Genomic DNA, 24058 nt, shown 5'->3' on the forward strand with positions numbered 1-24058 from the left:
GCGGTGCAGGCGCCGGCGCAGCGGCTTGCCGCGCCGCGCCTGGCTGCGATCTTTGCTGCCGCCCTGCAGCGCCTGCGCGCCGCGCCGCTGGGCCTGTTGCTGGCCTGGGGTGTGCTGGCGCTGGTGGCCTTGTGGGCCATCGCACCGGGCCTGTTTACCAGCTACAACCCGGTGCTGGGCACCGCCGGCCAGCAGCTGCAGGCGCCCAGCGCCGCCCACTGGCTGGGAACGGACGCGCTGGGCCGCGACAGCTATGCGCGCCTGGTCTATGGCGCGGTGCATTCGCTCAGCGGCGCCTTTGTGGCCGTCACTGTGGGCCTGGTGCTGGGCAGTTTGCTGGGCCTGGTCGCAGGCGCTACGGGCGGCTGGGTGGAGGATGTGGTGATGCGCATCGTCGATGTGCTGCTGTCGGTGCCCTCGCTGCTGCTGTCGCTGTCGGTGATCATCATCCTGGGCTTTGGCACGGTGAACGCGGCGCTGGCCGTGGGGGTTGTGTCGGTGGCCAGCTTTGCGCGGCTGCTGCGCTCGGAAGTGGTGCGTGTGCGCCGCTCTGACTATGTGGAGGCCGCACTGGGCAGTGGTGGGCGCTTTGCGGCTGTACTCTGGCGCCATGTGCTGCCCAATTCGCTGACCTCGGTGATCGCGCTGGCGGCGCTGCAGTTTGGCTCGGCCATTCTGGCGATCTCCACCCTGGGCTTTCTGGGCTATGGCGCGCCACCACCCACACCCGAATGGGGCCTGTTGATTGCCGAAGGCCGCAACTACATCTCCACCGCCTGGTGGCTGACGGCCGCACCCGGCCTGCTGGTGGCAGCGGTGGTGCTGGCGGCCAACCATATCAGCGCCGATCTGACCCGGAGGCGCGCATGACGGACAGCGCCATTCCCGTTTTGCAGGTCGAGAACCTGTCGATCGCCTACCACGATGGCCAGGCCGAGCAGCGCACCGTGCACGAGGTCTCGTTTTCCATCGCCGCCGGCGAGGTGCTGGCCCTGGTGGGCGAATCCGGCTCGGGCAAGACGACCACTGCCCAGTCCATCATGGGCCTGCTGGCCGACAACGGCCGGGTGCAGGCGGGCAGCATCCGCATCAATGGAACCGATGTAGCAGGCTGGTCGCAGCGCCAACTGCAAGCACTGCGTGGCAAGGTGGTCAGCCTGATTCCGCAGGATCCGACCACCTCGCTGAACCCGGTGCGCACCGTGGGCGACCAGGTGGGCGAGATGCTGCGCCTGCATGGCTGGCGCGACAAAAAGCAGATTGCCCAGCGCGTGCTGGAGCTGCTGCAAAAAGTGGGGCTGTCGCAGCCCGAGCTGCGCGCACGCCAGTTTCCGCATGAGCTCTCGGGCGGCATGAAGCAGCGCGTGCTGATTGCCATCGCGATTGCGCTGCAGCCAGCGCTGATCATTGCCGATGAACCGACCAGCGCGCTCGATGTGACGGTGCAGCGCCGCATTCTCGATCTGATCGACGACCTGCGCCGCGAGTTTGGCACCGCCGTGCTGCTGGTCACGCACGACCTGGGCGTGGCCGCCGACCGCGCCAACCGCCTGGTCGTTCTGCAGGCCGGCCGTATCCAGGAGCAGGGGCCCACGGCCGATGTGCTGCGCAATCCGCAAAGCCGCTACACGCGCCAATTGTTGGCAGATGCGCCATCGCTGGGCACGGCGCCGGCGCGGGCGCCCAGGGCGCTGGATGCTGAGCCGGCGATTGTGGTGCGCGATCTGGTGCATGACTTTGCGGTGGCGGGCCAGCGCGGCCTGTTCCGTGCCGTCGATGGCATCTCGTTTGACGTGCCACGGGGCAGCACGCATGCGATCGTGGGCGAGTCCGGCTCGGGCAAGACCACGACCATCCGCGATGTGGTCGGCTTTGGCAAGCCCACATCGGGCAGCATCACGGTCGAAGGGGTCGATGTGACGGCCTTGCGCGGAGAGGCCTTGCGCCAGTTCCGCAAAACCGTGCAGCTGGTCTACCAGAACCCGTTCAGCTCGCTCGATCCGCGCCAGAGCATCTACGCGATCATCGAAGAGCCGTTGCTGAACTTTGAGCGCCTGGCGCCGGCCGAGCGCGAGCGCCGCGTGCATGACATGCTGGCCCGCGTGGGCCTGCCGCCTGCGGTGCTGACACGCCGGCCGCGTGCGCTCTCGGGCGGCCAGCGCCAGCGCGTGGCCATTGCCCGGGCGCTGATCCTGCAGCCCCGCGTGCTGGTGCTCGATGAGGCCGTGTCCGCCCTCGATGTGACCGTGCAGGCGCAGATTCTGGCGCTGCTCGACCAGCTGCAGCGTGAGCTGCAACTGACCTATCTCTTTATCTCGCACGACCTGGCCGTGGTGCGCCAGATTGCCGACACCGTCTCGGTGCTGCAGGGCGGCCGCCAGGTGGATGCCGGGCCGGTGGACGAGGTGTTCTCGCGCCCCAGCAGTGCCTATACGCGCGAGCTGATCGCCGCCATTCCCGGAAAAAAGCATGCCTATGAACCAGAGCCTCTCCCCGCACTCGCCGCCTAGAAAACGCCTGGGCTTTTTCAGCCGCCTGCTGGACCAGGCCAGCGCCGCCGAGCGCTACCGCCTGGTGACCGCGCAGATCCAGCATGCCGAGGCCCATGGCTTTGACACGGCCTGGGTGGCGCAGCACCACTTTCATGAAGCCGAAGGCGGCCTGCCTGCACCGCTGGTGTTTCTGAGCCATGTGGCCGCGCGCACGCAGCGCATCCGGCTGGGCACCGGGATTGTCACCTTGCCGATGGAAAACCCCATCCGGGTGGCCGAAGACGCGGTGGTGCTCGATCTGCTCTCGGGCGGCCGGCTGGAGTTTGGCGTGGGCACCGGTGGCACGCCCGAATCCTTTAGCGCCTTTGGACTGCGCAGCGACGACCGCGCCCGCATCTATGCGCAGCACCTGGCCGTGCTGCGCAATGCCTGGGCGGGGCTGCCGCTGCCCGGCGGCGATCGCCTCTACCCGGCAGGGCCGCAGCTGTTGTCGCGCATCTGGCAGGCGACGTTCTCGGCCGCCGGGGCCGAGCGCGCCGGCCTGGCTGGCGACGGGCTGATGCTCTCGCGCACCCAACCGCGCAGCGCCGAGGCACCGCATGCCAGCCTGGCTGATATCCAGAACCCCTTGATCGACACCTACCTGGCCGCGCTGCCGGCAGGTGCTGCGCCGCGCATCCTGGGATCGCGCACTCTGTTTGTGGCCGAGGACCGCCAGCGTGCGCTGCAGCTGGCAGAGCTGGGCCTGCGCCGCAGCCTGGCGCGTGCAGCGGCTGCCAACCCGGGCGGCCCGGCCAGCCAGTGGGGCACCGATGCACCGCTGGCGCAGCTGCTGGCCGCCTACGACGTGCATGTGGGCACGCCCGATGAGGTGATTGCCTCGCTGCGCGCCGACACGGCGCTGGCGCGGGCGACCGATATCTCCTTCCAGGTGCATTCGATCGACCCGCCGCATGCCGACATCCTGCGCTCGATTGCGCTGACCGCGCAGTACGTGGCGCCGGCGCTGGGCTGGCAGCGCGAGGATGCACTGGTGCCACCGGCGGCCGCCTCTTATCCCCTGCCAGTACCGGCGCTGGCCTGATTTTTTGGAGTGATACCGCTATGACTTCTGCATGGAACCCATCGCCTGGCGATGATGTGATTGACCAGCTCGCCGGCATAGCGCCGGGCAGCCATCTGGATGCCGTGCGCCGCCACCGGCTGCAGGCGCGCGAGCAGGCCCAGCAAAGCTTTCTGGCGCTGTTGGCGCCGCGCGCGCCGCTCAGCAGCGATTGGCCGCTGGCTGAGCGCCTGGCCGTTGCCGCCTTTGTGGCCGGCCTGCACCAGCAGCCGCAGGTGCAGCGCTTTTACCGCGATGCGCTGGCCGCCCAGGCCAGCCTGGCGCTGGGCAAAGCCGTGGATGCCGAAGTGGCGCAAGGCCTGGGCCGGGGGCCTTACGGCCAGTACCCGCAAGGCCCCTTGAGCGCCGAAGACCAGGCAGGCCCGGTCTATGCGGTGGGCGCGCAGAGCCGCGCCGTGTTGGGCGAGCGCTTGTCCGCCGGCCTGGCGCATGCGCATCTGCTGGTCTTCCACCCCCGTGATGCCCAGCCCGCGCATCTGCAGGCCTTGCTCGATGCCGGCTGGAGCGAGACCGACATCGTGGTGCTGTCGCAGCTGGTGTCCTTCCTGGCCTTTCAGATCCGCGTGGTGGCGGGCCTGCGCCTGTTGCAGGCGCATCCCGCTCCAGCCACATCCGCCCAACAACCCACCGCCGAGGAGAGCGCGGTATGAGCAAGCAGACCCTGCACTACCCGAACAGTACCGCGCCCCAGGTCTTTACCCAGGCCCAGCTGGACTGGCTGCCCTGGATCGAGCCCCTGCCCGAGGCCGAGCTGACCCCGAGGCACTTTGACGGCCTGGTCGATGCAGCGCGTGCCAAGTCGCCGTACTTTCGGCTGCTGGCGCGCGATCCCGACACCCTGGGCGCGCGCACCCGCACCGACAAGGACATCTTCTACAACCCCGATGGGGGCCTGCCCCGCGCCGAGCGCGAGTTGGCCGCTGCAGCCACATCCCGCCTCAACGGCTGTATTTACTGCGCCTCGGTGCATGCACGCTTTGCCTCGCATTTCTCGCGCCGCGAGGAAGTTGTGCAAAAGCTGCTGGATGATGGCGTGCAGGCCGATCTGGGTCCACGCTGGAATGCGATTGTTGCCGCCTCGGTCGCCTTGACCGAGACTCCGCTGGCGCTGGATGCTTCGCATATCGATGGCCTGCGCCAAGCCGGGCTGGATGACTATGCGATTGCCGATGCGCTGCAAGGCGCGGCCTTCTTCAACTGGGCCAACCGGCTGATGCTGAGCCTGGGCGAGCCAGCGCTGGAGACGGCACCGGCCTAGAGCGGCCAAGCAGCTTGAAAAGCCCTGGGAGGAGGCGCGGTGCCACCCAGGGTTTTTTCTTGCGAAGGTTGCCGCCGGGCGGCAGAAGAAAAAGCGGATACTTTGGCGCTGTATCCCTTTTGGTCCATGGCCTCATGCTCTTTCCTCTGCATCCTTCTAGTGGCGGCATACTGCAGCAGCTGTCCGTGCCCGGGCGGCGGGCCAGGGGCTCGGTATGAGCGCCTTGCAAGTCTTGCGTGCCTGGCTGGGGCTGCTCGCGCTCAGCCTGGGCCTCGCCAGCGCCCAGGCTGCACCGCCCGATTACCAGGATCTGTATGCCCACCCCGAGCGGGCCTTGCCGATGCAGCAGCACTGGCAGATGCAGCCGGTGTCGTCGTCTGCGCCACCCTGGGCAGAGATCTTCATGTTCCAGACCCGCTTTGATCCCCGCCTGGTCGATCGCCTGCGCTGGCTGAGCCTGAACCCTGACCCCGACACGGCACTGGCCCCCGCCTTGTTCGATGCCCTGGACGGCCGCACGCTGTTTCTGGCGCCGTCCGCGCGCAGCCTCTGCAATGGCCGCTGGCAGGTGCTGCGGGTCGAATCCATCAGCAACTCCAGCGTCAACAAGGTGCTGCAGCCCGCTACCAAGGTCTGGCTGGTGCAGCACAAGCCAGGCGGCACACTGGAGGCCACCACCGCCTACGGGCGCCTGGATGCGCAAGGCCATTGGGCCGTGCCGCCGCTCACCTGCGACGGCAGCACCACCAACGCGGTGTTCTCCGCCGATGCGCTCGCCTACCTGATGCCGGACGATGCCCAGCCCCTGCCCTCGGACCTCCAGCTGGACCTGGTGTATGCGCAGCCGGGCCTGCGCGATGCTCGGGGCCGCTGGCTCGCGCCGGTGCCGCCCAGCGATATCACCACCGCGCAGTGGATGGACTACAAAAAGCAGATCGTCACACCGGGCTCGACCGGCTCGGGCCTGATCGATCCGCAAGGGCGCATGGTGATTCCGTTCATCTTTGGCATGCTGCCCGATGCGACGGCGCAGCGCCGCATCCAGCTGTGCAGCAACGCCGGGCTGCGCCTGCTGCGCGACGCCCAAACGCCCCGGGTGTGCCGCTGGCAGCGCCTGCAGCGCAGCCAGGGTGGGGAGGGGTTGCGCTCCGCCAAGGACGCGGCGACCGGGCGCTGGGGCTACCAGAATGCACGCGGTCACTGGGTGATTGCGCCGCAGTTCCATGAGGCGCGCCGCTTTCGCCATGGCTACGCGGTGGTGGCAGCGCCGTTTTCCGAGGACTGGCGCCCGCCCGGCTGGCAAGACGCGTGGCCGATGGTCCGGCAGTACTGGCGCATGGGCCGCTATTGGGTGGCCGAGGCGCTGGTGCGCAATCCATCGACCGCCGGGCAGTGGGCCATCCGCTATGGTCTGATGAACGATGCCGGCCAGTGGCTGGCGCCGCAGGCGCAGCTGCCGCTGCAGATCACCGTGCCATCGCCCGCCGGTGGCCGCAACGGCCACTATGCCCAGATGCTGGCCGCCCATTTGCCGGCGCTGCTGGGCCGCCAGGTCGAGGTGACACATCTGCCCGATGCCAGCGTGGCCGACTACGAGCGGCTGGCTGCCCAAGGCGGCAACCGCCAGGTTCTGTTCACCGCCATGACCCTTCCGCGCGGCGGACTCCCGGGCCTGCACCAAGGGCCCCCCATCGATACGGCGCTGCGATCGCTGCAGCCGGTGACCCTGGTTGCGTCGCAGCCCTTGGTGCTGGCCATCGATAGCACCCAGGCCGATGCGCTGGGCATCCATAGCACCGATGATCTGCTGGCCTACGCCCGTTCCCACCCGGGCCGGTTGCGGGTGGGTACCGGAGAGGATGGCTGGATCGGTCCGCTGGCGTTGGCCCAGTTGCTGGCGCGCAGCGGCGTGGACCTGCAGCGCGTGGTTTTTCCCGGCAGGTACCCCGACTCCGATGTGGTGACGAAGGCGCATGCGGTAGAGCTGGTGTTGGCGCCTGTGAATGGCGTAGCCACTGCGGTGCGGCGTGGCCAGCTGCGGGTGCTGGGCACCACGGCCGACCCGGCCCATCCGCAAAGCCTCGATGGCATCACCTGGCCCACCTTGGGCGCCCATGCCTTGCTGGCAGGTTTGGCGGTCTACGACCACTTCATCCTCTGGGCCGCTGCCAACTCCGATGCCGCCGCCAACCGCGAACTGCAGCAGGCTGTGGCCCAGCTGCTGGCCAAGCCCGAGATCCAGCAGCAGCTGCAGGGCATCCAGGCCGTCGGCGGCGGCGGCTCGCCCGAGAGCCTGCTGGCGCTGGAGGCGCAGATGCGCGAGCAATGGCTGCGCGCCCAGGCCTTGACGGCGCCCTGATGGCGGACTGCGCAGCGCTGATTAGCCCTCGCCCCCGAGCATGACGCCGCCTTCCTGGCAGCGCAGGTAGGCGGCGATTTCGGCGGGTATCGACGGGTCATCCGCCGCCAGGATCTGGCAGCTGCGCAGATGGCTGCGCCAGGAGCCGGCCGCGCCTTCGCGCATCAAGGCGACGCGGGCTGAGAAGGGCTGGCGGAAGGACGTGGAGGCCACACCGGTCACCAGACCGTAGAGGAAGCGGGCGGGGGTGCGGTGCTGCGGCGTCAGCACGCTGAAGGTGAGCTCGTTTTTCTGCTTGCTCTCAAAGTCCAGCATAAACATCCGGTCCCCCAGCAGCACGCAAAAGCCATGGTAGACAAACGAGAACCAGCTGCTGCCCCCCAGGCCGTTGGACATCGGAAAGCGCTCCACCGTCCGGTAGAGCGTGCGGCCATCGCGCTCGAAGATGGTGGTGACCGAGCGCAGCACCTTGCCCTTCATGATGGACGAGCAGTGGTAGCGGTAGTACATGCCGTGGTAACGCGCCAGCGCCGCCTGGTTGCCATCGGCGGCATCCATCAGCCCCAGCAGCCGGGGAAAGCGCAGCAGGTTGGGCGGCTCGCGGTCAATGCCTTCGTAGAAGGCCTTGAAATCGGCCGGCATGCGCAAGAGATCGCTGGGCTCCATGTGGAAGTAGCGGGCGATCTTGGCCAGTACTTTTTGCGAGGGATGGTGCCGGCCCGCCAGGTATTTGTTGAACTGCTGCCGGTTGACATCAATGCGTTCGCAGAAATCGGAGATGGAGTCAAAGGAGCCCGCAAGCAGTTCCAGATTCTTGACGAGTGATGAAAGGCTGTCCGTGTGCGGCATAGGTCTCCTGCGGGTTCTGGAACATGTGCTTCTTTGGGGCCTGAATATTCTGACCTGCTTTGCAGCCCATGCGGGTCGGGGCACCAAGAAGTTGACAGGCTGAAGCACCAAGTGCGCCACAGTGCTTCGTCAAAAGCGCCTGATGCGAAATTGATTGAAAAAATTCTGCCATCTAAAGTGGCTCTTACTGACGCGCAAGCATCTCTGGGCCTGGCAAGGATTCCAGACGGATGGCGGTAGCGGGCAGGTTGGTCGGGTGCAAAAAAGAGGTTGCCATGTGCGACCGTATTTTTTGCCCAGGCTGACATGTCAGGCAACCCGGTGGCATGTCAGTACTAACCCTGGCTGACCTTTTCATTTCGCACTGGAACCGCTATGTCTCAACCCCAGCAACCGCAAGCCTCTCGCCGTGGCCTGCTCAAGGGCACCGTCGCCGGTGCTGCCACTCTCGCTTTCCCAGCCCTGTGGATTCCGGCCTCGGCGCAGGACAAGCGCATCGTCGTGCGCGACCCGGGCGGCCCGTATTCCGAGGGCTTTGCAGAAGCGTTCTACAAGCCGTTCAAGGCCGCAACGGGGATCGAGGTGGTGCCCATCGTGGCGCAGGCGGACCCGACAGCGCAGATCAAGGCCATGGTGGATTCCAAGAATTATGCCTGGGACATGGCGCTGCTCAACCGCCAATCGGCGGATGTGCTGACAGACGCGAAGACGGGCATCTATCTGGAGCCTGTGAATGTCGATGCACCGGAGATTCCCGAGAAATTTCGCTCGCAGTACCTGATTGCAACCCTGGTTCTGCAGACCGTTCTTGCGGTGCGCACCGACAAGTTCAAGGACCGCAAGATGCCGAACTCCTGGGCAGATTTTTTCAACGTCAAGGAGTTTCCGGGCCGCCGCGCGATGCGCCGCAATCCCTCGGATACCTTGGAGGAGGCCCTGCTGGCTGCGGGCATCAAGGGCGACAGCCTGTATCCGCTCAACCTCGACAAGGCATTCGCCTCCTTGAACAGCATCAAGAAGGATGTGCAGGTCTGGTGGACGGGCGGTGCACAGACCTCGCAACTGCTCAAGAGCGGCGAGGTGGACATGTGCCCCACTTGGAATGCCCGGGCGCAGACCGTTATTGACGAGGGCGCACCGGTGAAGATCATCTGGAACGAGGGCCTGTGGAGCTACGAGGGCTTCGCCATGCTCAAGGGCACGCCCAAGGCGGCCATCTGCCGCGAGTTCATCAAGTTCAGCTGCGATGCCAAGCGCCAGGCGATCTACACCAAGTACCTGGCCTATGGCCCGTCCAATCCCGAGGCCTACAGCCATATCGATGCGGCACGCGCACGCATGCTGCCGGCCTTCCCCGAGAACCTTGCCCAGTCCATTCAGCTCGACGGTCGCTATTGGGCGTCGAACAAGGACAGCGTCACCGAGCGCTTCAACACCTGGCTGCTCAGCTGAGGATCGACCATGCTGCTTGCCACTGCCAGCCATGCCATGCGGGAAATGAATACTGCTGTGACTACCACCAAGACAACGAGCCAGGCCATGGCCGCTGCCGGGCCCAAGCTGCAGGTGCGCGGCATCTCCAAACGCTATGGCGACAGCTATGCGCTGCGTGCCTCCGACCTGGAGCTGCGACAAGGGGAGTTTGTTACCTTGCTGGGGCCTTCGGGATCGGGCAAGACCACCTTGCTGATGATGATTGCCGGCCTGGTCCAGCCCAGCTCGGGCGATATCTGGATCGACGGCCAGGTCGCCACCGGCCAGCAGCCCTACCAGCGCGATGTGGGGATGATGTTCCAGAGCTATGCGCTGTTTCCGCACATGACGGTGGGCGAGAACATAGCCTTCCCGTTGAAGATGAAGGGCATGCCCAAGGACCGCATCCGTGATGCGGTGCAGGAGGTGCTGGAACAGATCAAACTGCCGTCGGTGCGCAACCGCTTTCCGTCTGAGCTGTCGGGCGGCCAGCAGCAACGCATTGCCTTGGCCCGGTCCATCGTGCACCGGCCGTCGGTGGTCTTGATGGACGAACCGCTGGCAGCGCTCGACAAATCGCTGCGCACGCACATGCAGATGGAGATCCGGCAACTGCAGCAGGCACTGAATATCACCGTGCTGTATGTGACCCATGACCAGGAAGAGGCGATGACCATGTCCGACCGCATCTGCCTGATGAACGAGGCGCGCATCGAGCAGGTGGCCGCGCCGTCGGAGCTGTACTTTGCGCCGCGTACCGTCTTTGCCGCTGGCTTTTTGGGAGAGTCCAACACCATCGAGGGCAGGGTGGAGGCCGTGCGCAATGGCATGGCCGAGGTTCGCCATGCCCATGGCATGCTCGAAGGCCGTTTGATGAATACCGCCAACCCAGGCGATGCCTGCCGGGTGATGGTGCGGCCGGAGGCCATCCGCATGCTGGCGCCTGACAGGCTGACACCAGGGATGAATGCCTTGCCAGCGACCGTGGCATCGCACGTGATCTGCGGCGCTACCTCGCGCACCTTGCTGCACACGCCAGGCGGTGTGGGGCTGTCGGCGGTTCAGCTGACCTGCCGAAGCACGCCCGCGCCCACGGGGCCGGTGATGGCTGCTTTCACGGCCCAGGATTGCCTGGTGTTTGGAGCCCAGGCATGACTGGCGATAACCCTGTGAAATGGCGCGGCCTGGCGCTGCTGTCGCCTGCTCTGCTGTTCATCCTGGCGCTGGTCTTCGTCCCGGTGGCCATCCTGCTTTTCGCCTCCTTGAATGGGCCGGCCGGCTTCTCGTACAGCGCCTTCTCACGCCTGGTCCATGTGCCTATCTATGCCCAGGTCATGGGGCACAGCGCGGCGCTGTCGGCGGTGGCTGCGTCGCTGAGCGTGTTGGCCGCCTTTCCGATTGCGGTGGCCCTGGCGCGAACCACCGGAGGCTGGCGCCAAGTGCTCTGGATCGGTGTGCTGCTGCCGTTCTGGACCAGCTTTCTGGTGCGCACATTTGCCTGGATTGTGATCCTGGGTCGCAATGGCCTGGTCAACAACCTGCTGGTGTCGCTGGGCATCAGCGCCGAGCCCCTGGAGCTGCTGTACACCCATCTCAGCGTCATCATCGGCCTGGTACATGTGCTGTTGCCCTTGGCCATTTTGACCATGTTGCCGGTCATCGAGTCCATGGACCGGCGCCTGATGCCTGCAGCATCGACCTTGGGCGCTAAGCCGGGTACTTCTTTCTTCGTGGTGTATTTCCCGCTCTGTGCAGCCGGCTGCACCGCTGCATGGCTGACCACCTTCGTCTCGGCGCTGGGGTTTTTCATCACCCCGGCCTTATTGGGTTCGCCCAAGCAGACCATGGTGGCGCAAATCATCATCCAGCAGGTGCAGGAAATGATGGATTGGAGCCTGGCCGCAGCGCTTGCGCTGGTCACCCTGGTGGCCACCTTGGGCGTCTACTGGGTCTATGACAAGCTGGTGGGTCTGTCGAGTCTGGCCGGCGAAGCCAGCAAATCCGCAGGTGGCAGGCTGAGCCGGATTCGCGCATTCAAACAGGCTCTGATGTGGAATCTCGGACGTGCCAGCGACCGCGTATTGCAAGTGCTTCCTTTCCGTTCCGCCAGCGCAGAGCAGCGTCCGGTACCCTGGTTTGCGCTGTTGCTGGTGGCACTCATGGTAGCGCCGGTCCTGGTCCTGATTCCTGCGTCTTTCACGACCAGTGCATTCATCGACTGGCCACCCCAGGGTTTCAGCACCCGCTGGTATGCCGAAGTCTTCCAGTCGCCGGTATGGGGCACCGCCTTCTGGCGTTCCTTGGGCGTGGGGGCGGTAGCGGCCTTGATCGCCAGCCTCATTGGTATTCCTGCGGCCTTTGCCTTTGCCCATCAGCGCCTTCCATTCCGCTCGCTGCTGCTGGGCCTGGTGCTGGCGCCCGTCATTCTGCCCAGAATCATCATTGCGCTGGGGCTGTTCTATGTGCTGTCCCGCCTCAACCTGGTGGGCTCGTCCCTGGCCCTGGCCGTGGGCCATGCCGCGTTGGCGCTGCCCTATGTGGTCATCACGGTCACGGCGACCCTGAAGTCCTATGACCGGCGGCTGGATGCTGCGGCTGCCGTGCTGGGGGCGCGCACAGGCGCCAGGCTGGGCCGGGTGACCTTGCCCATCATCATGCCGGGCGTTGTGTCCGCGCTGATCTTTGCTTTTGCCACGTCGTTCGATGACCTGACCTTGTCGCTGTTTGTCAGTGGCGGGCTATTCACGACACTGCCCAAGCAGATGTGGGATGACGCCCTGCTCAAGGTCAGCCCCTCGCTGGCCGCGGTATCGGTGCTGTTGTTTGCAGGTGTTCTGCTGGTCATGGCCGCTGCCTACCTGGCGCGTGCTGCGTTGGCCCGGCGCCGTTTTGCCTGAAGAAGGAAAGCCTCCCTATGGCTGAAGAGATTGTTGTCATTGGTGCCGGCATCGTCGGTGCGGCATGTGCAGCGCGGCTGACGATGGCGGGTAGAAAGGTCGTCGTCATTGACCGGGTGCTGCCGGGTATGTCCTGCTCCTTCGGTAATGCCGGTGGGCTCAGCCCCACCATCAGCTTTCCGCTGGCCACGCCCGACATGTACCGGCAGATTCCGGGCTGGATGCTGGACCCGGAGGGACCATTGGTGGTGGATTGGAAATACCTGCCCCGGGCACTGCCCTGGTTGCTGCGGTTTCTGCGCGAAGGTTCAGCGGCGCGCAGCAGCCAGGCTGCGCAAGGCGTGCGCACGATGATGCGGGCTGTGTTTGAGGACTATGCGCCGCTGATCGCGTTTTCCCGGTCGGAGCAGCTCATCCACCATGCTGGACAGCTCTATGTGTTTGACAGCGATGCGGGCTTTGCGAAGGAGCAGGGCGCGATTGCAGCGCGGCGTGCGCTGGGACTGGCGCAGCAGGTGCTGGCTGGCAGCGAGATCCAGGCCTTCGAGCCCCAGCTGAGCCCGCGTTTCAAGCATGGCGTCTACCTGCCCAGCCATGGGCATTGCTCCAACCCACAGGGATTTGTGCAGCGTCTGGTGGAAGCCAGCGTGTCCGCAGGCGCCCGCTATCTGCAGGCCGAGGTCTCGCGGATTGAGCCCGGGCCTGACGGGGTGCTGGTGCATGGCCTGGGCAGCCCCCTGCTGGCCGACCAGGTGGTGCTCGCTGGTGGGGTCTGGTCAAACGCGCTCTTACGGCCGCTGGGCACATCGGCGCCTTTGGAGAGCCAGCGCGGCTACCACATCCAGATGCCCTACCAGGGCAGTGCGCTCGGCCGCAATGTCTTCTGGCAGGAGCGCAAGACACTGGCAACGCCGATGGACGCAGGCCTGCGCTTTGCCGGTACCGCCGAAATAGCGGGTCTGGATGCCAAACCCAATGAGCGGCGCTTTGCACTGTTGCACAAGGTGGCCGCCCAGATGTTTCCTGGCCTGGAGCAGGTCAGCGGCTCGCGCTGGATGGGACATCGACCCTGCACGCCGGATTCTCTACCACTGATTGGCGCACACCCACAGCACAGGAACATCGTCTGCGCTTTTGGCCATGGGCATGTGGGCCTGTCGGGTGCGGCATTTACCAGCCGGGCCGTTGCCCATCTGCTTGCTGGCGGCGCGCCAGAGCCCTCCTGGTCGGCCTTTTCGCCGGCTCGCTATCTCTAGCCGGAGCCCCAAATGGTCGCTGTTTTGGACATGGGCATGGACGGCACACCGTTGCAGGAGCGGGTCTTTGAAGCCATCAAGCAACGCATCATCAGCTGCGAGCTGCTGCCGGGGTCAGAACTCTCGGAGGCCAGCGTTGCGAACGACTACGGGCTCTCGAAAGCGCCGGTCCGCAGCGCCATGACCCGGCTGAGGGAGGCCGGCTGGCTGCAGAGCCAGCCGCGCCGCAGCCATATCGTCGCACCCTTGACGATCCAGGATGTCAACGAGATCTACGATGCGCGCTGCCTGATCGAGCCGGAGACGGCCCGGCTGGCTGCCGGCAAGGTCTCCAAGGTCTACCTGACCGCGCTCAATGGCGCCTGCCAAAGAGCCTATGACCTGAGCGACACGGTCGCCAAGCGTGCGTTTTTGCGCGCCAATGCGGACTTCCATATCGGTATTGCCAGGTCATGCGGAAACCAGCGCCTGGCCACCATGCTGGCCCAGCTGCATGAGCAGTCGTTGCGCGTGCTTTACCTGAGCGTCAGCGTGGCGCAGCGGTCGGACGCCTGGAAGAGCGGGCACAACGCCATCATCGACAAGCTGCTGCATGGTGACAGCGTGGGCGCAGCGGAAGAAACCCTGCAAGGTGTGGAGCGAAGCCGCATATCGGTGCTGGAGGCGCTTGCCCGTCACCAGGACCTGCTGACGATTTGAAAAGTTTGTGCTTCGGCGCAAGACCCCGTACCGACCATCGGTCGGCATTTCCCCCCGCGCCTCTGCGCACCACTATCTCAAGAGCCATGAAAGAAATTCCTCGTACCAATGTAGGCGTCCGCCTGTCTGATATCTCCGTGCACAACGGCGTGGCCTACCTCGCCGGCCAGGTGCCGCGTCAGACGATCGACCAGGACATCAAAGCCCAGACCGCTGAGGTGCTGGCCACCATCGACCGCTTGCTGGCCCAGGTGCAGAGCGACAAGAGCCAGATCCTGTCTTGTCAGATCTTTTTGCGCGATATCCAGCAGATTGCAGACATGAACGCGGTGTGGGATGCCTGGGTGCCTGCTGGAAAGTGCCCATCGCGTGCGACGGTGCAGGCATACATGGCCAACCCCAAGACGGGCATTGAGGTGGTGCTGACCGCCGCTTGCCCGGTGTAATGCAAAGCGCCTGTTGTGTAGACAACAGGCGCTTCGCTGCGACACCCGGCCGGCTGTGGCGGGGCAGACAGCGGCCATTCGATGCAAGGCAGCGATGGATCGCTGCCTTTATGCTTTCAGGCGGTCTGCTTCTTGTAGCGGCGCACGCGCAGGTCTGCCTGCTCCTGGTGGCCGGCAAAGCCCTCCATCGCGCACAGGCGTGAGCAGTATTCGCCGATGCTGGCAGAGGCCTCGTCCGTCAGCACGCGCTGGTAGGTGCAGGTCTTGATGAACTTGCCCACCCACAGGCCGCCGGTGTAGCGTGCGGCGCGCATCGTGGGCAGGGTGTGGTTGGTGCCGATGACCTTGTCGCCATAGGAGACGGTGGTGCGCGCACCCAGGAACAGCGCGCCGTAGTTGCGCAGGTTGTGCAGAAAATAGTCCGGGTCACGGGTGAGGATCTGCACATGCTCGCCAGCGATGCGGTTGCCTTCCTGCAGCATTTCCTCCTGGGTGTCGCAGAGGATGATTTCGCCATAGTCGCGCCAGGCCACGCCGGCAATGGCGGCGGTGGGCAGCACCGCCAGTTGGCGCTCGATCTCTGCCGGCAAGGCCTCGGCCAGCGCTGCGGAGGTGGTGACCAGGATCGTGGGGGAGTTGGTGCCATGTTCGGCCTGGCCCAGCAGGTCGGCGGCGGCCATTTCCACATCGCAGCTGTCGTCGGCGATCAGCAAGGTTTCGGTCGGGCCGGCGATCAGGTCGATGCCGATGCGGCCAAAGAGTTGGCGCTTGGCCTCGGCCACATAGGCATTGCCGGGGCCGACGATCATGTCCACCGGCGCAAAGGCCTCGGTGCCCAGCGCCAGCGCGGCAACGGCCTGCACGCCGCCGATGCAGTAGATCTCATCGGCACCGGCGAAGTGCATGGCCGCGACGATGGCCGCATTGGGCTGGCCGTTGAAGGGCGGGGCGACAGCCACGATGCGCTGGACCCCGGCGACCTTGGCCGTCACCACCCCCATATGGGCCGAGGCGATCAGCGGGTACTTGCCGCCCGGCACATAGCAGGCCACCGATTCCACCGGGATGTTCTTGTGGCCCAGGATGACGCCGGGCAGGGTCTCGATCTCCACCTCCGACAGGCTGGCCAGCTGGGCCTGGGCAAAGCGGCGCACCTGCGCCTGGGCAAACTGGATGTCGTGCTTTTCCTGCTCGCTCAGCGCGGCCACGCAGTTGGCAATCTCGGCGGCGCTGAGGCGAAAGCTGGCGGGCGACCACTGGTCAAACTTTTGCGAATAGTCGCGCACAGCGGCATCGCCGCGTTCGGCGACGGCCGCGATGATCTGGGAGACGACGGCGCTCACTTCGGCGCTGATGGCGTTTTGTGCTGCGGCAGGCTTGGCGGATTTGAGTTGGCGAATCATGGGGCTCCTGGTGCCGATGGGTCGTTGAGGGCGGGGGCGAGATGCCGACGCTGCTTCATTGTGGCGAGCAGCCTGGGTGCGGGCAATTTCGCAACCGCCGCATTGGCGTGCCTGGCTGACGCAGTGGCTGCGTCACAGTGCGTCAGACGCCGGCAAGGGCAGGGCTGATGCCTTGCCAAGCTGTGCTCGGTCAAATAAGCCTATAAGGCAGTTGCGTTAGACTGCAGCATCCTCGCGCGGGGCCTGCCCGCGCTCCCACCATGACTTTTTGCCGGTCCGGCGACTGACCATGCGACGGGTGCTCTCCAACCGCTCTCCTGGGCGGGCTGCGGCAGCCGGTGTGTCTGAGACGACCGTGCGGGCCTCCCAACACGATGAGCACTTCCACCCCCTTGCTGACCGACAGCGCAAGAACCGATATCGCACAGCGCGCCTTTGTGCTCGATACCCAGGCCGAGCTGGCCAGCACCGTGCTGCCGATGCTGGCCCACCATGACCTGCTGCGCACCGGCCTGCCGGTCGCACAAGGGGGCCATGGTGGTGATGTGCGCGATGCCATTGCCGCGATCGCCGAGGTGGCCAGCCTGTCGCTGACGACGGCCTTTGTGTTCTGGAGCCAGCGCGCCTTTATCCATTACCTGCAAGCCAGCGGCAATGAGGCCGCGCGCGAGCGCTGGTGGGATGCCTTGCTGCGCGGTGAGATCGCCGGGGCGGTGGGCCTCTCCAATGTGATCAAGTTCCTCTCGCGCATCGAGGCCTTGCAGGTGCAGGCCAAGCCACTGGCGCAAGGCTGGAGCCTCGATGGCGTGCTGCCTTGGGTTTCCAACGTGCGCAGCCAGGGCTTTGTCGTGGCTGCGGCCGTGCAGCCCGAAGGCGGCGGTCTGCCGATGGTGATGGCGCTGGAGAGCGGGCTGCCGGGCCTGGTGCGCTCGCCCGATCTGGACCTGCTGGGCATGCGCGCCAGCAATACCGCTGCGCTGCAGCTCAACCAGGTGGTGGTGCCCGCGCATGCGCTGCTGGCCCAGGCCGGGCCTCCGTACCTGAAGGCCGCGCGGCCAGGCTTTTTGGGCATGCAGTGTGCGTTGTCGATCGGGCTGGCGCGGGCCGCGCTGCAGGCTGCTGCCCAGGGGGGCGGCGCGCGAGGCCCCTTGCACGAACGTGTGGCTGAGGCGCAGAAGCTGCTGGGCCAGATCGAGGCCGAGCTGCTGGACGGGGTGCTGGATGACCGCTGGGTCGCCGATGTCAGCCCCTTGTTTGCGTTGCGCATGCGCCTGGCAGGCCTCGTGCAGCAAGCGCTGCAGCTGGAGCTGCAGGCGACCGGCGGCCGCGCCTATCTGCAGGACCAGCAGCCCGATTTTGGCCGCCGCTGGCGCGAGTCGGCCTTTATCCCGATTGTCACGCCCAGTCTGACGCAGCTGGAGGGCGAGCTGGCCCAGCAAGCGGCGCAGGTGTCGGCATGACGGCAGCCCTTGCACCCCGCCAGGCCTTGCAGGGCCGGGGCCTGGCCTATGGCTACCGGGCCGGCCAGCCGGTGTTTGCCGGTATCGATATCGATATCGACAGCCAGGAGATTGTGGCGCTGCTGGGCGGCAGTGGCTGCGGCAAATCGACCTTGCTGCGCACGCTGGCGGGGCTGCAACCGCCCGATGCGGGAACCCTGCAGTTTCTCGATACGCCGTTGCGGGCGCCGCACCCGCGCGCGGCCGTGGTGTTCCAGCAGGCCAGCCTGCTGCCCTGGCTGAATGTAAAGGACAACGTGGCCTTTGGCCTGGATTTCAAGCACCAGCCCACGGCCACGCAGCCGGTGATTGCGCAGCGCGTGCAGGCCAGCATCGAGGCCGTGGGCTTGAAGGGCAAGGAGCGGCTGTTTCCGGCCCAGCTCTCGGGCGGCATGGCCCAGCGCGCGGCGCTGGCCCGGGCGCTGGCGCGCGAGCCGCGCCTGCTGCTGGCCGATGAGCCATTCTCGGCGCTTGATGTGCTGACCCGCAGCGACATGCAGGCGCTCTTGGTGGAGGTCGTGCACCGCTGGCATACCGCCGCGCTCCTGGTCACCCACGATATCGACGAGGCCCTGCTGGTCGCAGACCGGGTGCTGCTGATGGGCAGCACGCCCGATGTGCAAGCCGGCGCTGGCCGCATCGTGCAGAGCTGGCGCATCGACATTCCCCACCCACGGCGCATGGACGACGAGCGCGTCGCTGCGATGCGGCTGGAGATCTTGCATGCATTGCAAAGCCTGCGCGGGCAGGCCACGGCCATCTGACAAACCTGAGACACACCCCAACGACGAGGAGAGAGAACCATGACTTACCAGCACATTTGCACCTCCAGCCACTGCGACTGCGGCATCAGCCGGCGCGACTGGCTGCGCATTGCCTCCATCAGCGGCGCAGCGGCCACGCCTTTGCTGCGCGCGGGCGATGCCTTCGCACAAAAGTTCAAGGGCGACGATGTGCCCGTGCGCATCGGCTACCTGGCCATTACCGATGCCACGCCCTTCTTTGTGGCGCACAGCCGCAAGCTGTTTGAGGCCGAAGGCCTGCAGACGGAAAAGCCGCGCCTGTTTCGCAGCTGGGCGCAGCTGATCGAGGCCTTTATTGCCGGCCAGGTGAATGTGGTGCACCTGCTGTCGCCCACCACCTTGTCGGTGCGCTATGGCTCCAAGTTTGGTGCCAAGGTGGTGGCCTGGAACCATATGAGCGGCTCGGCCATCACCGTGGCGCCCAACATCAACAGCGTGGCCGATCTGGCGGGCACCACGTTTGCGATTCCGTTCTGGTACTCGATCCACAACATCCTCATCCAGCAGGTGCTGCGCAAGAACGGGCTCACGCCGGTCAGCAAGCCCAAGGGCACGGCGCTGGGCGCCAAGGAGGTGAACCTGGTGATCGTGCCGCCCGCCGAGATGGTGGCTGCGCTGGCTTCCAAATCGGTGTCCGGCTTTATCGTGGCCGACCCGTTCAACGCGGTGGCCGAGACCATGGGCGTGGCCAAGGTGGCGCGCTTCCTGGGCGATATCTGGAAGGACCATGCCTGCTGTCTGGTGACCTTGTCCGAGCGCGACATTGCCGAGCGCCCCGAATGGGCGCAGCGCGTGACCACGGCCATCGTCAAGGCGCAGCTGTGGACGCGCGACCACATGGGCGAGACGGCCGAGCTGATGTCCAAGGACGGCGCCAACAAGTACACGCCGCACCCGCTGCCGGTGCTGCAAAAGGTGTTTGACCTGAAGGACTTCGAACAGTACCGCGCCAAGGGCGTGCTACAGCACCCCGAGTGGAACCAGCGCCGCATCGACTTCCAGCCCTATCCCTTCCCCAGCTACACGCAGGAGCTGGTCAAGGCCATGCAGGGCACCTTGATGGAAGGCAATGTGGACTTTATCCGCGAGCTGGACCCGGCCTTTGCTGCCAAGGACCTGGTCGATGACCGCTTTGTCAAGCAGGCGCTCAGCCAGGTGGGCGGCTTGAAGGCCTTTGGCCATGCCGATGACTTCAGCCGCAAGGAAGTGATTGCCGCATGATGCAGGCTGGCAAACGCTGGGCGGCGCGCCTGGCCTGGCCGCTGCTGGGCATGGCCATCACGCTGGCGCTGTGGGCGGTGGCGGCCCGGCATCTGTCCGATGTGGAGGCCATCCGCGCCGCCTTTGCGCCGCAGGCCGGGCTCCAGGCGCTCGTGCATCTGCTGGGCAGTGGCGAGCTGTGGCCGCATATCCGCATGAGCCTGGAGCGCATTGCGATTGCGCTGGCCCTGGCGCTGGCCATGGGCGTGCCGCTGGGGCTGTGCCTGGGGCTGTCGCCGCTCTTTGCGCGCATCAGCGGGCCGACTTTTCAGTTCTTGCGCATGGTCTCGCCGCTGTCCTGGATGCCGCTGGCGGTGATGGCGCTGGGCGTGGGCGAGGCACCGGTGATTTTTCTGCTCAGCTTTGCCACCGTCTGGCCCATCATGCTCAACACCGCTGCCGGTGTGGCTGCGCTGGACCCGGCCTGGATGCGGCTGGCGCACAGCCTGTCGGCCACGCGCTGGGAGACCATTGCCCGCGTTGTGTTGCCCGGCTGCATCAGCCATATCCTCACCGGCTTTCGGCTGGCGGTGGGCATTGGATGGATTGTGCTGGTGCCCGCCGAGATGCTGGGCGTCTCCAGCGGCATGGGCTATTTTGTGCTGGACACGCGCGACCGCCTGGCCTATGACGAGCTGATGGCCGGCATTGTCGTCATCGGCTGCCTGGGCTTTGTGCTGGACTGGTTGGCACGGGCCATCAGCAGCCGCTGGATGCAGCGCGGCCAGCAGGGCTGAGCGCCCGGCTCAGCGGGCGCCGCGCTTGCTCTGCAGTGCCAACTGGTGGATGCCGGCAAAGTCAAACTGCTCCAGCCGGTCCAGCAGCTGGGCCGTGAACAGCGCATGGGCGGTGTGATCGGTGTGGCGGTTGATCCAGCCTTCGATATCGGTCAGGCGGCCATGCAGGGCCAGCTCGGCGAGCTCATCGAGCGCGGCATCGCCAGGGGTGGCTATCGCAGCGACGGGCGCCAGCGCTGTGCGGGCCGGCTGCCCCGGCTGCGCCGTGGCCGCTGCGCCGCTGCCGTCGATGATAGGCACCGAGAGCTCGAACGAGAAGGTGGTGCCCTGGCCGGCGGCGCTGCTCACCTCCAGGCTGCCGCCCATCGCCATCAGAATGCGCTGCGAGATGAACAGGCCCAGCCCGGTGCTGCCGCCCTCGGTCTGGATTTGCTGGAAGGCATCAAAGATATCGGGCTTCTGGGCCAGGTCGATGCCGATGCCGGTGTCGGCCACGGCCACATGGAGCACGCAGAACTCGCCGTCCTGGCGGGCGTTGACCGACAAGGTCACCACGCCATCGCGGGTGAACTTGGCGGCATTGGAGACCAGGTTCAGCAGCACCTGCTGCAGGCGCTTGCCGTCCATCGCGATGCGCCGGGGTAGGGCGCCGCTGACATGGCTGTGGAAGTGGTTGTTCTGCTGCGAGCACAGCGAGACGGCGTAGTCGGAGATGTCGTCCAGCAGCGCCTGCAGATCGAGGGGCGCGGGGCGCACCGCCAGCGGTTGCAGCTCGGACTTGGCATATTCCAGCAGCTCGTCGATCAGGTCCAGCTGGTACTTGACGCTGCGCTGGATGGTCTTGACCAGGCCCTGCTGCTTGTCGGGGGCTTCTGTCAGCAGCAGATCCGAGTAGCCCTTGATCGTTGCGAGCGGCGCGCGCAGGTCATGGCCGATATAGCCCAGCACTTCCACCTTCTGGCGCTCCTTGGTCTGGGCGTCGCTCAGCGCCGTGCTCAGGTCGGCATTCAGGGCCGAGGTGACCATGGCCGCGTACTTCTCATCCTGGCGGCGCACCACCATCTGGCCCAGGATATGGCAGGACAGCAGGATCAGCACGGTGCCGACCGCAGCGACCAGAATGGCGGTCCACAGGTGCTGCTCGCGGATGGCAGCCAGGGGCTCCAGCGATGCGAGCGTCATCAGCTCGTACTGGGTGTTGGTCAGCGGCTGGTGCTTGATGACATAGGGCGTTCCGTCGATCAGCCATTGGTCCGATCGGTTGTGGGTGGACATGGGCTGGATCGCCATGGCCTCGCCCAGGTCTTCCCCATCTCCGTCGTCCCGGGGGTGCAGGAATCCAGCGGGCAACAGCGCCGCCACATTGCGCAGCATGAAGGGCTCGGACGAGCTGGTGGTCACGCGCCCCTGGCGGTTGACGATCAGCGCAATATGCCGGCCCGTCAGGTAGTGCGCCATATCGGGCGCATCGAACTTGACGGTCACGGAGCCCTGCACAACATCCTGGGCATCGTCGATGCGGCTGGCGACAAAGTAGGAAGGGGTCTTGTTGATGCGCGCAATGCCAAAGGAATGGCCGCTGCCATCGCGCAAGGCATTGTTCAGGTAGATGCGGCCCGAGTAGATCATGCCGACGATGCTGTCGGGTGCCGCCCAGTTGCTGGCCGTGATCGTGTCGTCGGACAGGTTGTTCTGGTAGATGCGGGCGTAGCGCAGGTCGGCCCCCAGCGCGTCCATGAAGTCGCCCACCTTGCGCACCAGCGGGTCGGAGGTGAACTGGGCCGCGCGCTGCTGGCGGGTCAGCGCTTCGAGGCCTGGCGGGTCGGTGCGGTAGCGCGTGGCCAGCTCGATCACCTGGCTTTGGCTGGCCACCATATTGGCCACGCTCACCATCTGGGTGAAAAGCCGGTCCACCACGCGCGCCGTGGTCTCGGCCTCATAGGCGGCGCTGGAGGCCTGGCTTTGGGTCCACTGCGTGGCCACGCGCTGCGATAGCCACCAGCCCAGACCTGCCACCAGGCAGAGCCAGAAAAGTACGAGCGCAACGGTGGCGCGGCGCACCAGGGGCAGCATCTCCCGGCCGCGTTTCATCGCAGCGGGCGGCTTGCGGGTGGCAGCGCTGCTTGGGTCAGCGAATGGCGAAGGCGGGGCGGGTATGTCCATGGTCTTGGTGATGCGCAGAGTCAGGTGGCAGGTGCAGGCCACGGGTGCAGGGCGCCGATACAGGGCACCGGGGCAGATGCGGGCAGGCCCCCGGCCTCAGTGGAACTTGGAGGCGACCAATTGTTGCAGCACCTCAGGGTCGGCCTGGCACTCGCTGCGCAACTGGGTGGGCGATTTTTGCCAGAACTTCTTGAACTCGGTGGAGAAGTTGGCCGAGTTCAGATAGCCCACTTCCAGCGCCACATCGGCAATGCTCAAGGTGCTTTGGGCCAGCATCAGCGCGGCTCGGCGCATGCGCTCCTGGCGGATGAATTCAAAGGCCGACAGTCCGTCGCTGGACTCGAACACCATGTTCAGGCGCCGCATGGACAGGCCCAGGCTGGCGGCAACGTCCGAGCTTTTCAAGTCGGGGTCCTGGATATTGCCCAGGATGTATTCGGTCGCCACCTGCTTGAGCGTGAGGTTGGCCGGAGACTGGCTTGGCGGCGCTGCGGCGCGCTCGGCCTGGCCCAAGTGCCCCTCCTGCGCCTGCGCCACGGTTTGCCGGGCCAGCATCAGGTGGATACGCACGCGCTCCTGGATCTCTTCGACAAAAAAGGGCTTGGTGATGTAGTCCACGCCACCGGCGCGCAGGCCCGAGAGCCGGTCGTCCTGCTCGATGAGGGCCGACAGAAAAATGATGGGGATGTGCTGGGTCGCCGGGTTGGTCTTGAGCAGGCGCGCAATCGTGATGCCGTTGCGCCCTGGCATGCGTACATCGAGCAAGATCAAATCAGGCAGCAGCACCGCTGCCCGGGCATAGCCCTGGTCGCCATTGAGTGCGACGCTGACCCGGTACGAGGTATTGCGCAATGCGGCGACCAGCAAACGGAGCTGGTCTGGATCATCATCCACGATCAACACATGTGGAGACTGCATGTCAGCATTGCTCATAGCTTCTGTTGGACCTTGATACACCTTTAACGGTTGTTAATTGTCACACATGGTGTCTGGCATGTTGCTTGTTTGTTTTAAATCAATGTTAACTGCGGCATCCATGCGGGGTGCTTTACAAAGCCTGTGAAAACGGGGTTTAGACCCATGAGTACCTCTGTAAAGGCTGATTTTCTCTGTTTTTTAAAAAATGTCTTTGGTATTTTTTTGAATTTTCGGATGCCTATAGAGAAACTAGATAACAAGAAATGTTACCTATTTTCCAGTCCCGAGGGTGCCGTGCCGATCCCTGCGCTGCCCCAGCCAGTGCGACGCGGGGGCGCTATATACCGTCTTCTTATAGATGGCACTGCCTAGTGGTGGCCATGCTCGGCGACCGTGCCAAGGCGCTGGCGACGCTTGGCCGCA

The 24058-nt window shown here is 65.6% G+C and carries 20 protein-coding genes and 1 pseudogene; 16 read left to right on the forward strand and 5 right to left on the reverse strand.

Annotated features, from left to right (window positions below):
- The first annotated feature begins 3 nt into the window (after window positions 1-3).
- From WH265_RS12550 to WH265_RS12575, 6 genes are all read left to right on the forward strand, one after another.
- Complete coding sequence (locus tag WH265_RS12550) at window positions 4-870, forward strand: ABC transporter permease (RefSeq protein WP_339558733.1); 867 nt, start codon at window positions 4-6, stop codon at window positions 868-870.
- Window positions 867-2510 (forward strand): ABC transporter ATP-binding protein, encoded by a 1644-nt coding sequence (locus WH265_RS12555; RefSeq protein WP_339558501.1) that lies wholly within the window; start codon window positions 867-869, stop codon window positions 2508-2510. Before WH265_RS12550 ends, WH265_RS12555 begins: the two co-directional genes overlap by 4 nt.
- A complete protein-coding gene (locus WH265_RS12560) occupies window positions 2470-3576 on the forward strand; it encodes a putative FMN-dependent luciferase-like monooxygenase (RefSeq protein WP_339558502.1) in 1107 nt (368 codons plus the stop codon). Before WH265_RS12555 ends, WH265_RS12560 begins: the two co-directional genes overlap by 41 nt.
- Before the next feature lie 20 nt (window positions 3577-3596).
- The gene (locus WH265_RS12565; RefSeq protein ID WP_339558503.1) at window positions 3597-4265 is read left to right on the forward strand and encodes a CMD domain protein; all 669 of its coding nucleotides are present in this window, start codon (window positions 3597-3599) and stop codon (window positions 4263-4265) included.
- Window positions 4262-4873: an alkylhydroperoxidase domain protein gene (locus WH265_RS12570; protein WP_445228525.1), complete on the forward strand. Its 612-nt coding sequence runs from the start codon at window positions 4262-4264 to the stop codon at window positions 4871-4873. Before WH265_RS12565 ends, WH265_RS12570 begins: the two co-directional genes overlap by 4 nt.
- A 214-nt stretch (window positions 4874-5087) precedes the next feature.
- Window positions 5088-7232 carry a WG repeat-containing protein gene (locus tag WH265_RS12575; RefSeq protein ID WP_339558504.1) on the forward strand — a complete coding sequence of 715 codons (2145 nt, stop codon included), beginning with the start codon at window positions 5088-5090 and terminating at the stop codon, window positions 7230-7232.
- A 21-nt stretch (window positions 7233-7253) separates the two neighbouring features.
- Here the strand turns inward: WH265_RS12575 and WH265_RS12580 are convergent, their stop codons facing one another.
- On the reverse strand, window positions 7254-8081 hold the full coding sequence (locus WH265_RS12580) for a helix-turn-helix domain-containing protein (protein ID WP_339558505.1): 828 nt from the start codon (window positions 8079-8081) through the stop codon (window positions 7254-7256).
- Window positions 8082-8456: 375 nt separating this feature from the next.
- Here WH265_RS12580 and WH265_RS12585 point away from each other — a divergent pair, with 375 nt between their 5' ends.
- The 6 genes from WH265_RS12585 to WH265_RS12610 all read left to right on the forward strand — a co-directional run bounded on the left by WH265_RS12585 (window position 8457) and on the right by WH265_RS12610 (window position 14852).
- Window positions 8457-9533, forward strand: a complete 1077-nt coding sequence (locus WH265_RS12585) for an ABC transporter substrate-binding protein (protein ID WP_339533691.1) — start codon at window positions 8457-8459, stop codon at window positions 9531-9533.
- Between the two features lie 57 nt (window positions 9534-9590).
- Complete coding sequence (locus WH265_RS12590) at window positions 9591-10709, forward strand: ABC transporter ATP-binding protein (RefSeq protein ID WP_445228526.1); 1119 nt, start codon at window positions 9591-9593, stop codon at window positions 10707-10709.
- Window positions 10706-12451, forward strand: coding sequence for an ABC transporter permease subunit (locus WH265_RS12595; protein WP_339558506.1), 1746 nt, complete (start codon window positions 10706-10708; stop codon window positions 12449-12451). The genes WH265_RS12590 and WH265_RS12595 overlap by 4 nt, the downstream gene beginning before the upstream one ends.
- 17 nt (window positions 12452-12468) lie before the next feature.
- On the forward strand, window positions 12469-13707 hold the full coding sequence (locus WH265_RS12600; protein WP_339558507.1) for an NAD(P)/FAD-dependent oxidoreductase: 1239 nt from the start codon (window positions 12469-12471) through the stop codon (window positions 13705-13707).
- A gap of 12 nt (window positions 13708-13719) precedes the next feature.
- Window positions 13720-14406 (forward strand): GntR family transcriptional regulator, encoded by a 687-nt coding sequence (locus tag WH265_RS12605; RefSeq protein WP_339533688.1) that lies wholly within the window; start codon window positions 13720-13722, stop codon window positions 14404-14406.
- Window positions 14407-14492: 86 nt separating this feature from the next.
- Window positions 14493-14852, forward strand: a complete 360-nt coding sequence (locus WH265_RS12610; RefSeq protein ID WP_339533687.1) for a RidA family protein — start codon at window positions 14493-14495, stop codon at window positions 14850-14852.
- A gap of 116 nt (window positions 14853-14968) precedes the next feature.
- Here WH265_RS12610 and hisD read toward each other — a convergent pair whose 3' ends face one another.
- Entirely contained in the window at window positions 14969-16255 is a 1287-nt protein-coding gene (gene hisD, locus WH265_RS12615) for a histidinol dehydrogenase (RefSeq protein ID WP_339533686.1), read from the reverse strand.
- 374 nt (window positions 16256-16629) lie between these two features.
- On the opposite strand from hisD, the gene WH265_RS12620 reads away from it, so the two are divergent.
- The 4 genes from WH265_RS12620 to WH265_RS12635 are packed head-to-tail and all read left to right on the forward strand — an operon-like array spanning window position 16630 to window position 20554.
- A complete protein-coding gene (locus WH265_RS12620) occupies window positions 16630-17715 on the forward strand; it encodes an acyl-CoA dehydrogenase family protein (RefSeq protein WP_339558508.1) in 1086 nt (361 codons plus the stop codon).
- Complete coding sequence (locus tag WH265_RS12625) at window positions 17712-18518, forward strand: ABC transporter ATP-binding protein (RefSeq protein ID WP_339558509.1); 807 nt, start codon at window positions 17712-17714, stop codon at window positions 18516-18518. Before WH265_RS12620 ends, WH265_RS12625 begins: the two co-directional genes overlap by 4 nt.
- 39 nt (window positions 18519-18557) lie before the next feature.
- Window positions 18558-19778 (forward strand): ABC transporter substrate-binding protein, encoded by a 1221-nt coding sequence (locus tag WH265_RS12630; RefSeq protein WP_339558510.1) that lies wholly within the window; start codon window positions 18558-18560, stop codon window positions 19776-19778.
- On the forward strand, window positions 19775-20554 hold the full coding sequence (locus WH265_RS12635; RefSeq protein ID WP_339558511.1) for an ABC transporter permease: 780 nt from the start codon (window positions 19775-19777) through the stop codon (window positions 20552-20554). Before WH265_RS12630 ends, WH265_RS12635 begins: the two co-directional genes overlap by 4 nt.
- 9 nt (window positions 20555-20563) lie before the next feature.
- Here WH265_RS12635 and WH265_RS12640 read toward each other — a convergent pair whose 3' ends face one another.
- The 3 genes and pseudogenes from WH265_RS12640 to WH265_RS12650 all read right to left on the reverse strand — a co-directional run bounded on the left by WH265_RS12640 (window position 20564) and on the right by WH265_RS12650 (window position 23635).
- Window positions 20564-21181: an ATP-binding protein gene (locus WH265_RS12640; RefSeq protein WP_339558736.1), complete on the reverse strand. Its 618-nt coding sequence runs from the start codon at window positions 21179-21181 to the stop codon at window positions 20564-20566.
- 156 nt (window positions 21182-21337) lie between these two features.
- Window positions 21338-22645 (reverse strand): annotated as a pseudogene (locus tag WH265_RS12645) (sensor histidine kinase); the annotation flags it as partial.
- 168 nt (window positions 22646-22813) lie between these two features.
- Window positions 22814-23635 (reverse strand): response regulator transcription factor, encoded by an 822-nt coding sequence (locus tag WH265_RS12650; RefSeq protein WP_158400513.1) that lies wholly within the window; start codon window positions 23633-23635, stop codon window positions 22814-22816.
- Between the last annotated feature and the right edge of the window lie 423 nt (window positions 23636-24058).

Source organism: Comamonas sp. MYb396 (assembly GCF_037479555.1).
Taxonomy (GTDB): Bacteria; Pseudomonadota; Gammaproteobacteria; order Burkholderiales; family Burkholderiaceae_C; genus Comamonas.

What these genes read in the sequence shown, in the direction of transcription:
- WH265_RS12630 (WP_339558510.1), top strand. Translation starts at nt 18,558, where the DNA reads ATGACTTACCAGCACATTTGCACCTCCAGCCACTGCGACTGCGGCATC.
- hisD (WP_339533686.1), bottom strand. Translation starts at nt 16,255, where the DNA reads ATGATTCGCCAACTCAAATCCGCCAAGCCTGCCGCAGCACAAAACGCC.
- WH265_RS12580 (WP_339558505.1), bottom strand. Translation starts at nt 8,081, where the DNA reads ATGCCGCACACGGACAGCCTTTCATCACTCGTCAAGAATCTGGAACTG.
- WH265_RS12570 (WP_445228525.1), top strand. Translation starts at nt 4,262, where the DNA reads ATGAGCAAGCAGACCCTGCACTACCCGAACAGTACCGCGCCCCAGGTC.
- WH265_RS12650 (WP_158400513.1), bottom strand. Translation starts at nt 23,635, where the DNA reads ATGCAGTCTCCACATGTGTTGATCGTGGATGATGATCCAGACCAGCTC.
- WH265_RS12605 (WP_339533688.1), top strand. Translation starts at nt 13,720, where the DNA reads ATGGTCGCTGTTTTGGACATGGGCATGGACGGCACACCGTTGCAGGAG.
- WH265_RS12610 (WP_339533687.1), top strand. Translation starts at nt 14,493, where the DNA reads ATGAAAGAAATTCCTCGTACCAATGTAGGCGTCCGCCTGTCTGATATC.
- WH265_RS12560 (WP_339558502.1), top strand. Translation starts at nt 2,470, where the DNA reads ATGCCTATGAACCAGAGCCTCTCCCCGCACTCGCCGCCTAGAAAACGC.
- WH265_RS12640 (WP_339558736.1), bottom strand. Translation starts at nt 21,181, where the DNA reads ATGGACGGCAAGCGCCTGCAGCAGGTGCTGCTGAACCTGGTCTCCAAT.
- WH265_RS12625 (WP_339558509.1), top strand. Translation starts at nt 17,712, where the DNA reads ATGACGGCAGCCCTTGCACCCCGCCAGGCCTTGCAGGGCCGGGGCCTG.
- WH265_RS12595 (WP_339558506.1), top strand. Translation starts at nt 10,706, where the DNA reads ATGACTGGCGATAACCCTGTGAAATGGCGCGGCCTGGCGCTGCTGTCG.
- WH265_RS12635 (WP_339558511.1), top strand. Translation starts at nt 19,775, where the DNA reads ATGATGCAGGCTGGCAAACGCTGGGCGGCGCGCCTGGCCTGGCCGCTG.
- WH265_RS12555 (WP_339558501.1), top strand. Translation starts at nt 867, where the DNA reads ATGACGGACAGCGCCATTCCCGTTTTGCAGGTCGAGAACCTGTCGATC.
- WH265_RS12575 (WP_339558504.1), top strand. Translation starts at nt 5,088, where the DNA reads ATGAGCGCCTTGCAAGTCTTGCGTGCCTGGCTGGGGCTGCTCGCGCTC.
- WH265_RS12600 (WP_339558507.1), top strand. Translation starts at nt 12,469, where the DNA reads ATGGCTGAAGAGATTGTTGTCATTGGTGCCGGCATCGTCGGTGCGGCA.
- WH265_RS12565 (WP_339558503.1), top strand. Translation starts at nt 3,597, where the DNA reads ATGACTTCTGCATGGAACCCATCGCCTGGCGATGATGTGATTGACCAG.
- WH265_RS12620 (WP_339558508.1), top strand. Translation starts at nt 16,630, where the DNA reads ATGAGCACTTCCACCCCCTTGCTGACCGACAGCGCAAGAACCGATATC.
- WH265_RS12585 (WP_339533691.1), top strand. Translation starts at nt 8,457, where the DNA reads ATGTCTCAACCCCAGCAACCGCAAGCCTCTCGCCGTGGCCTGCTCAAG.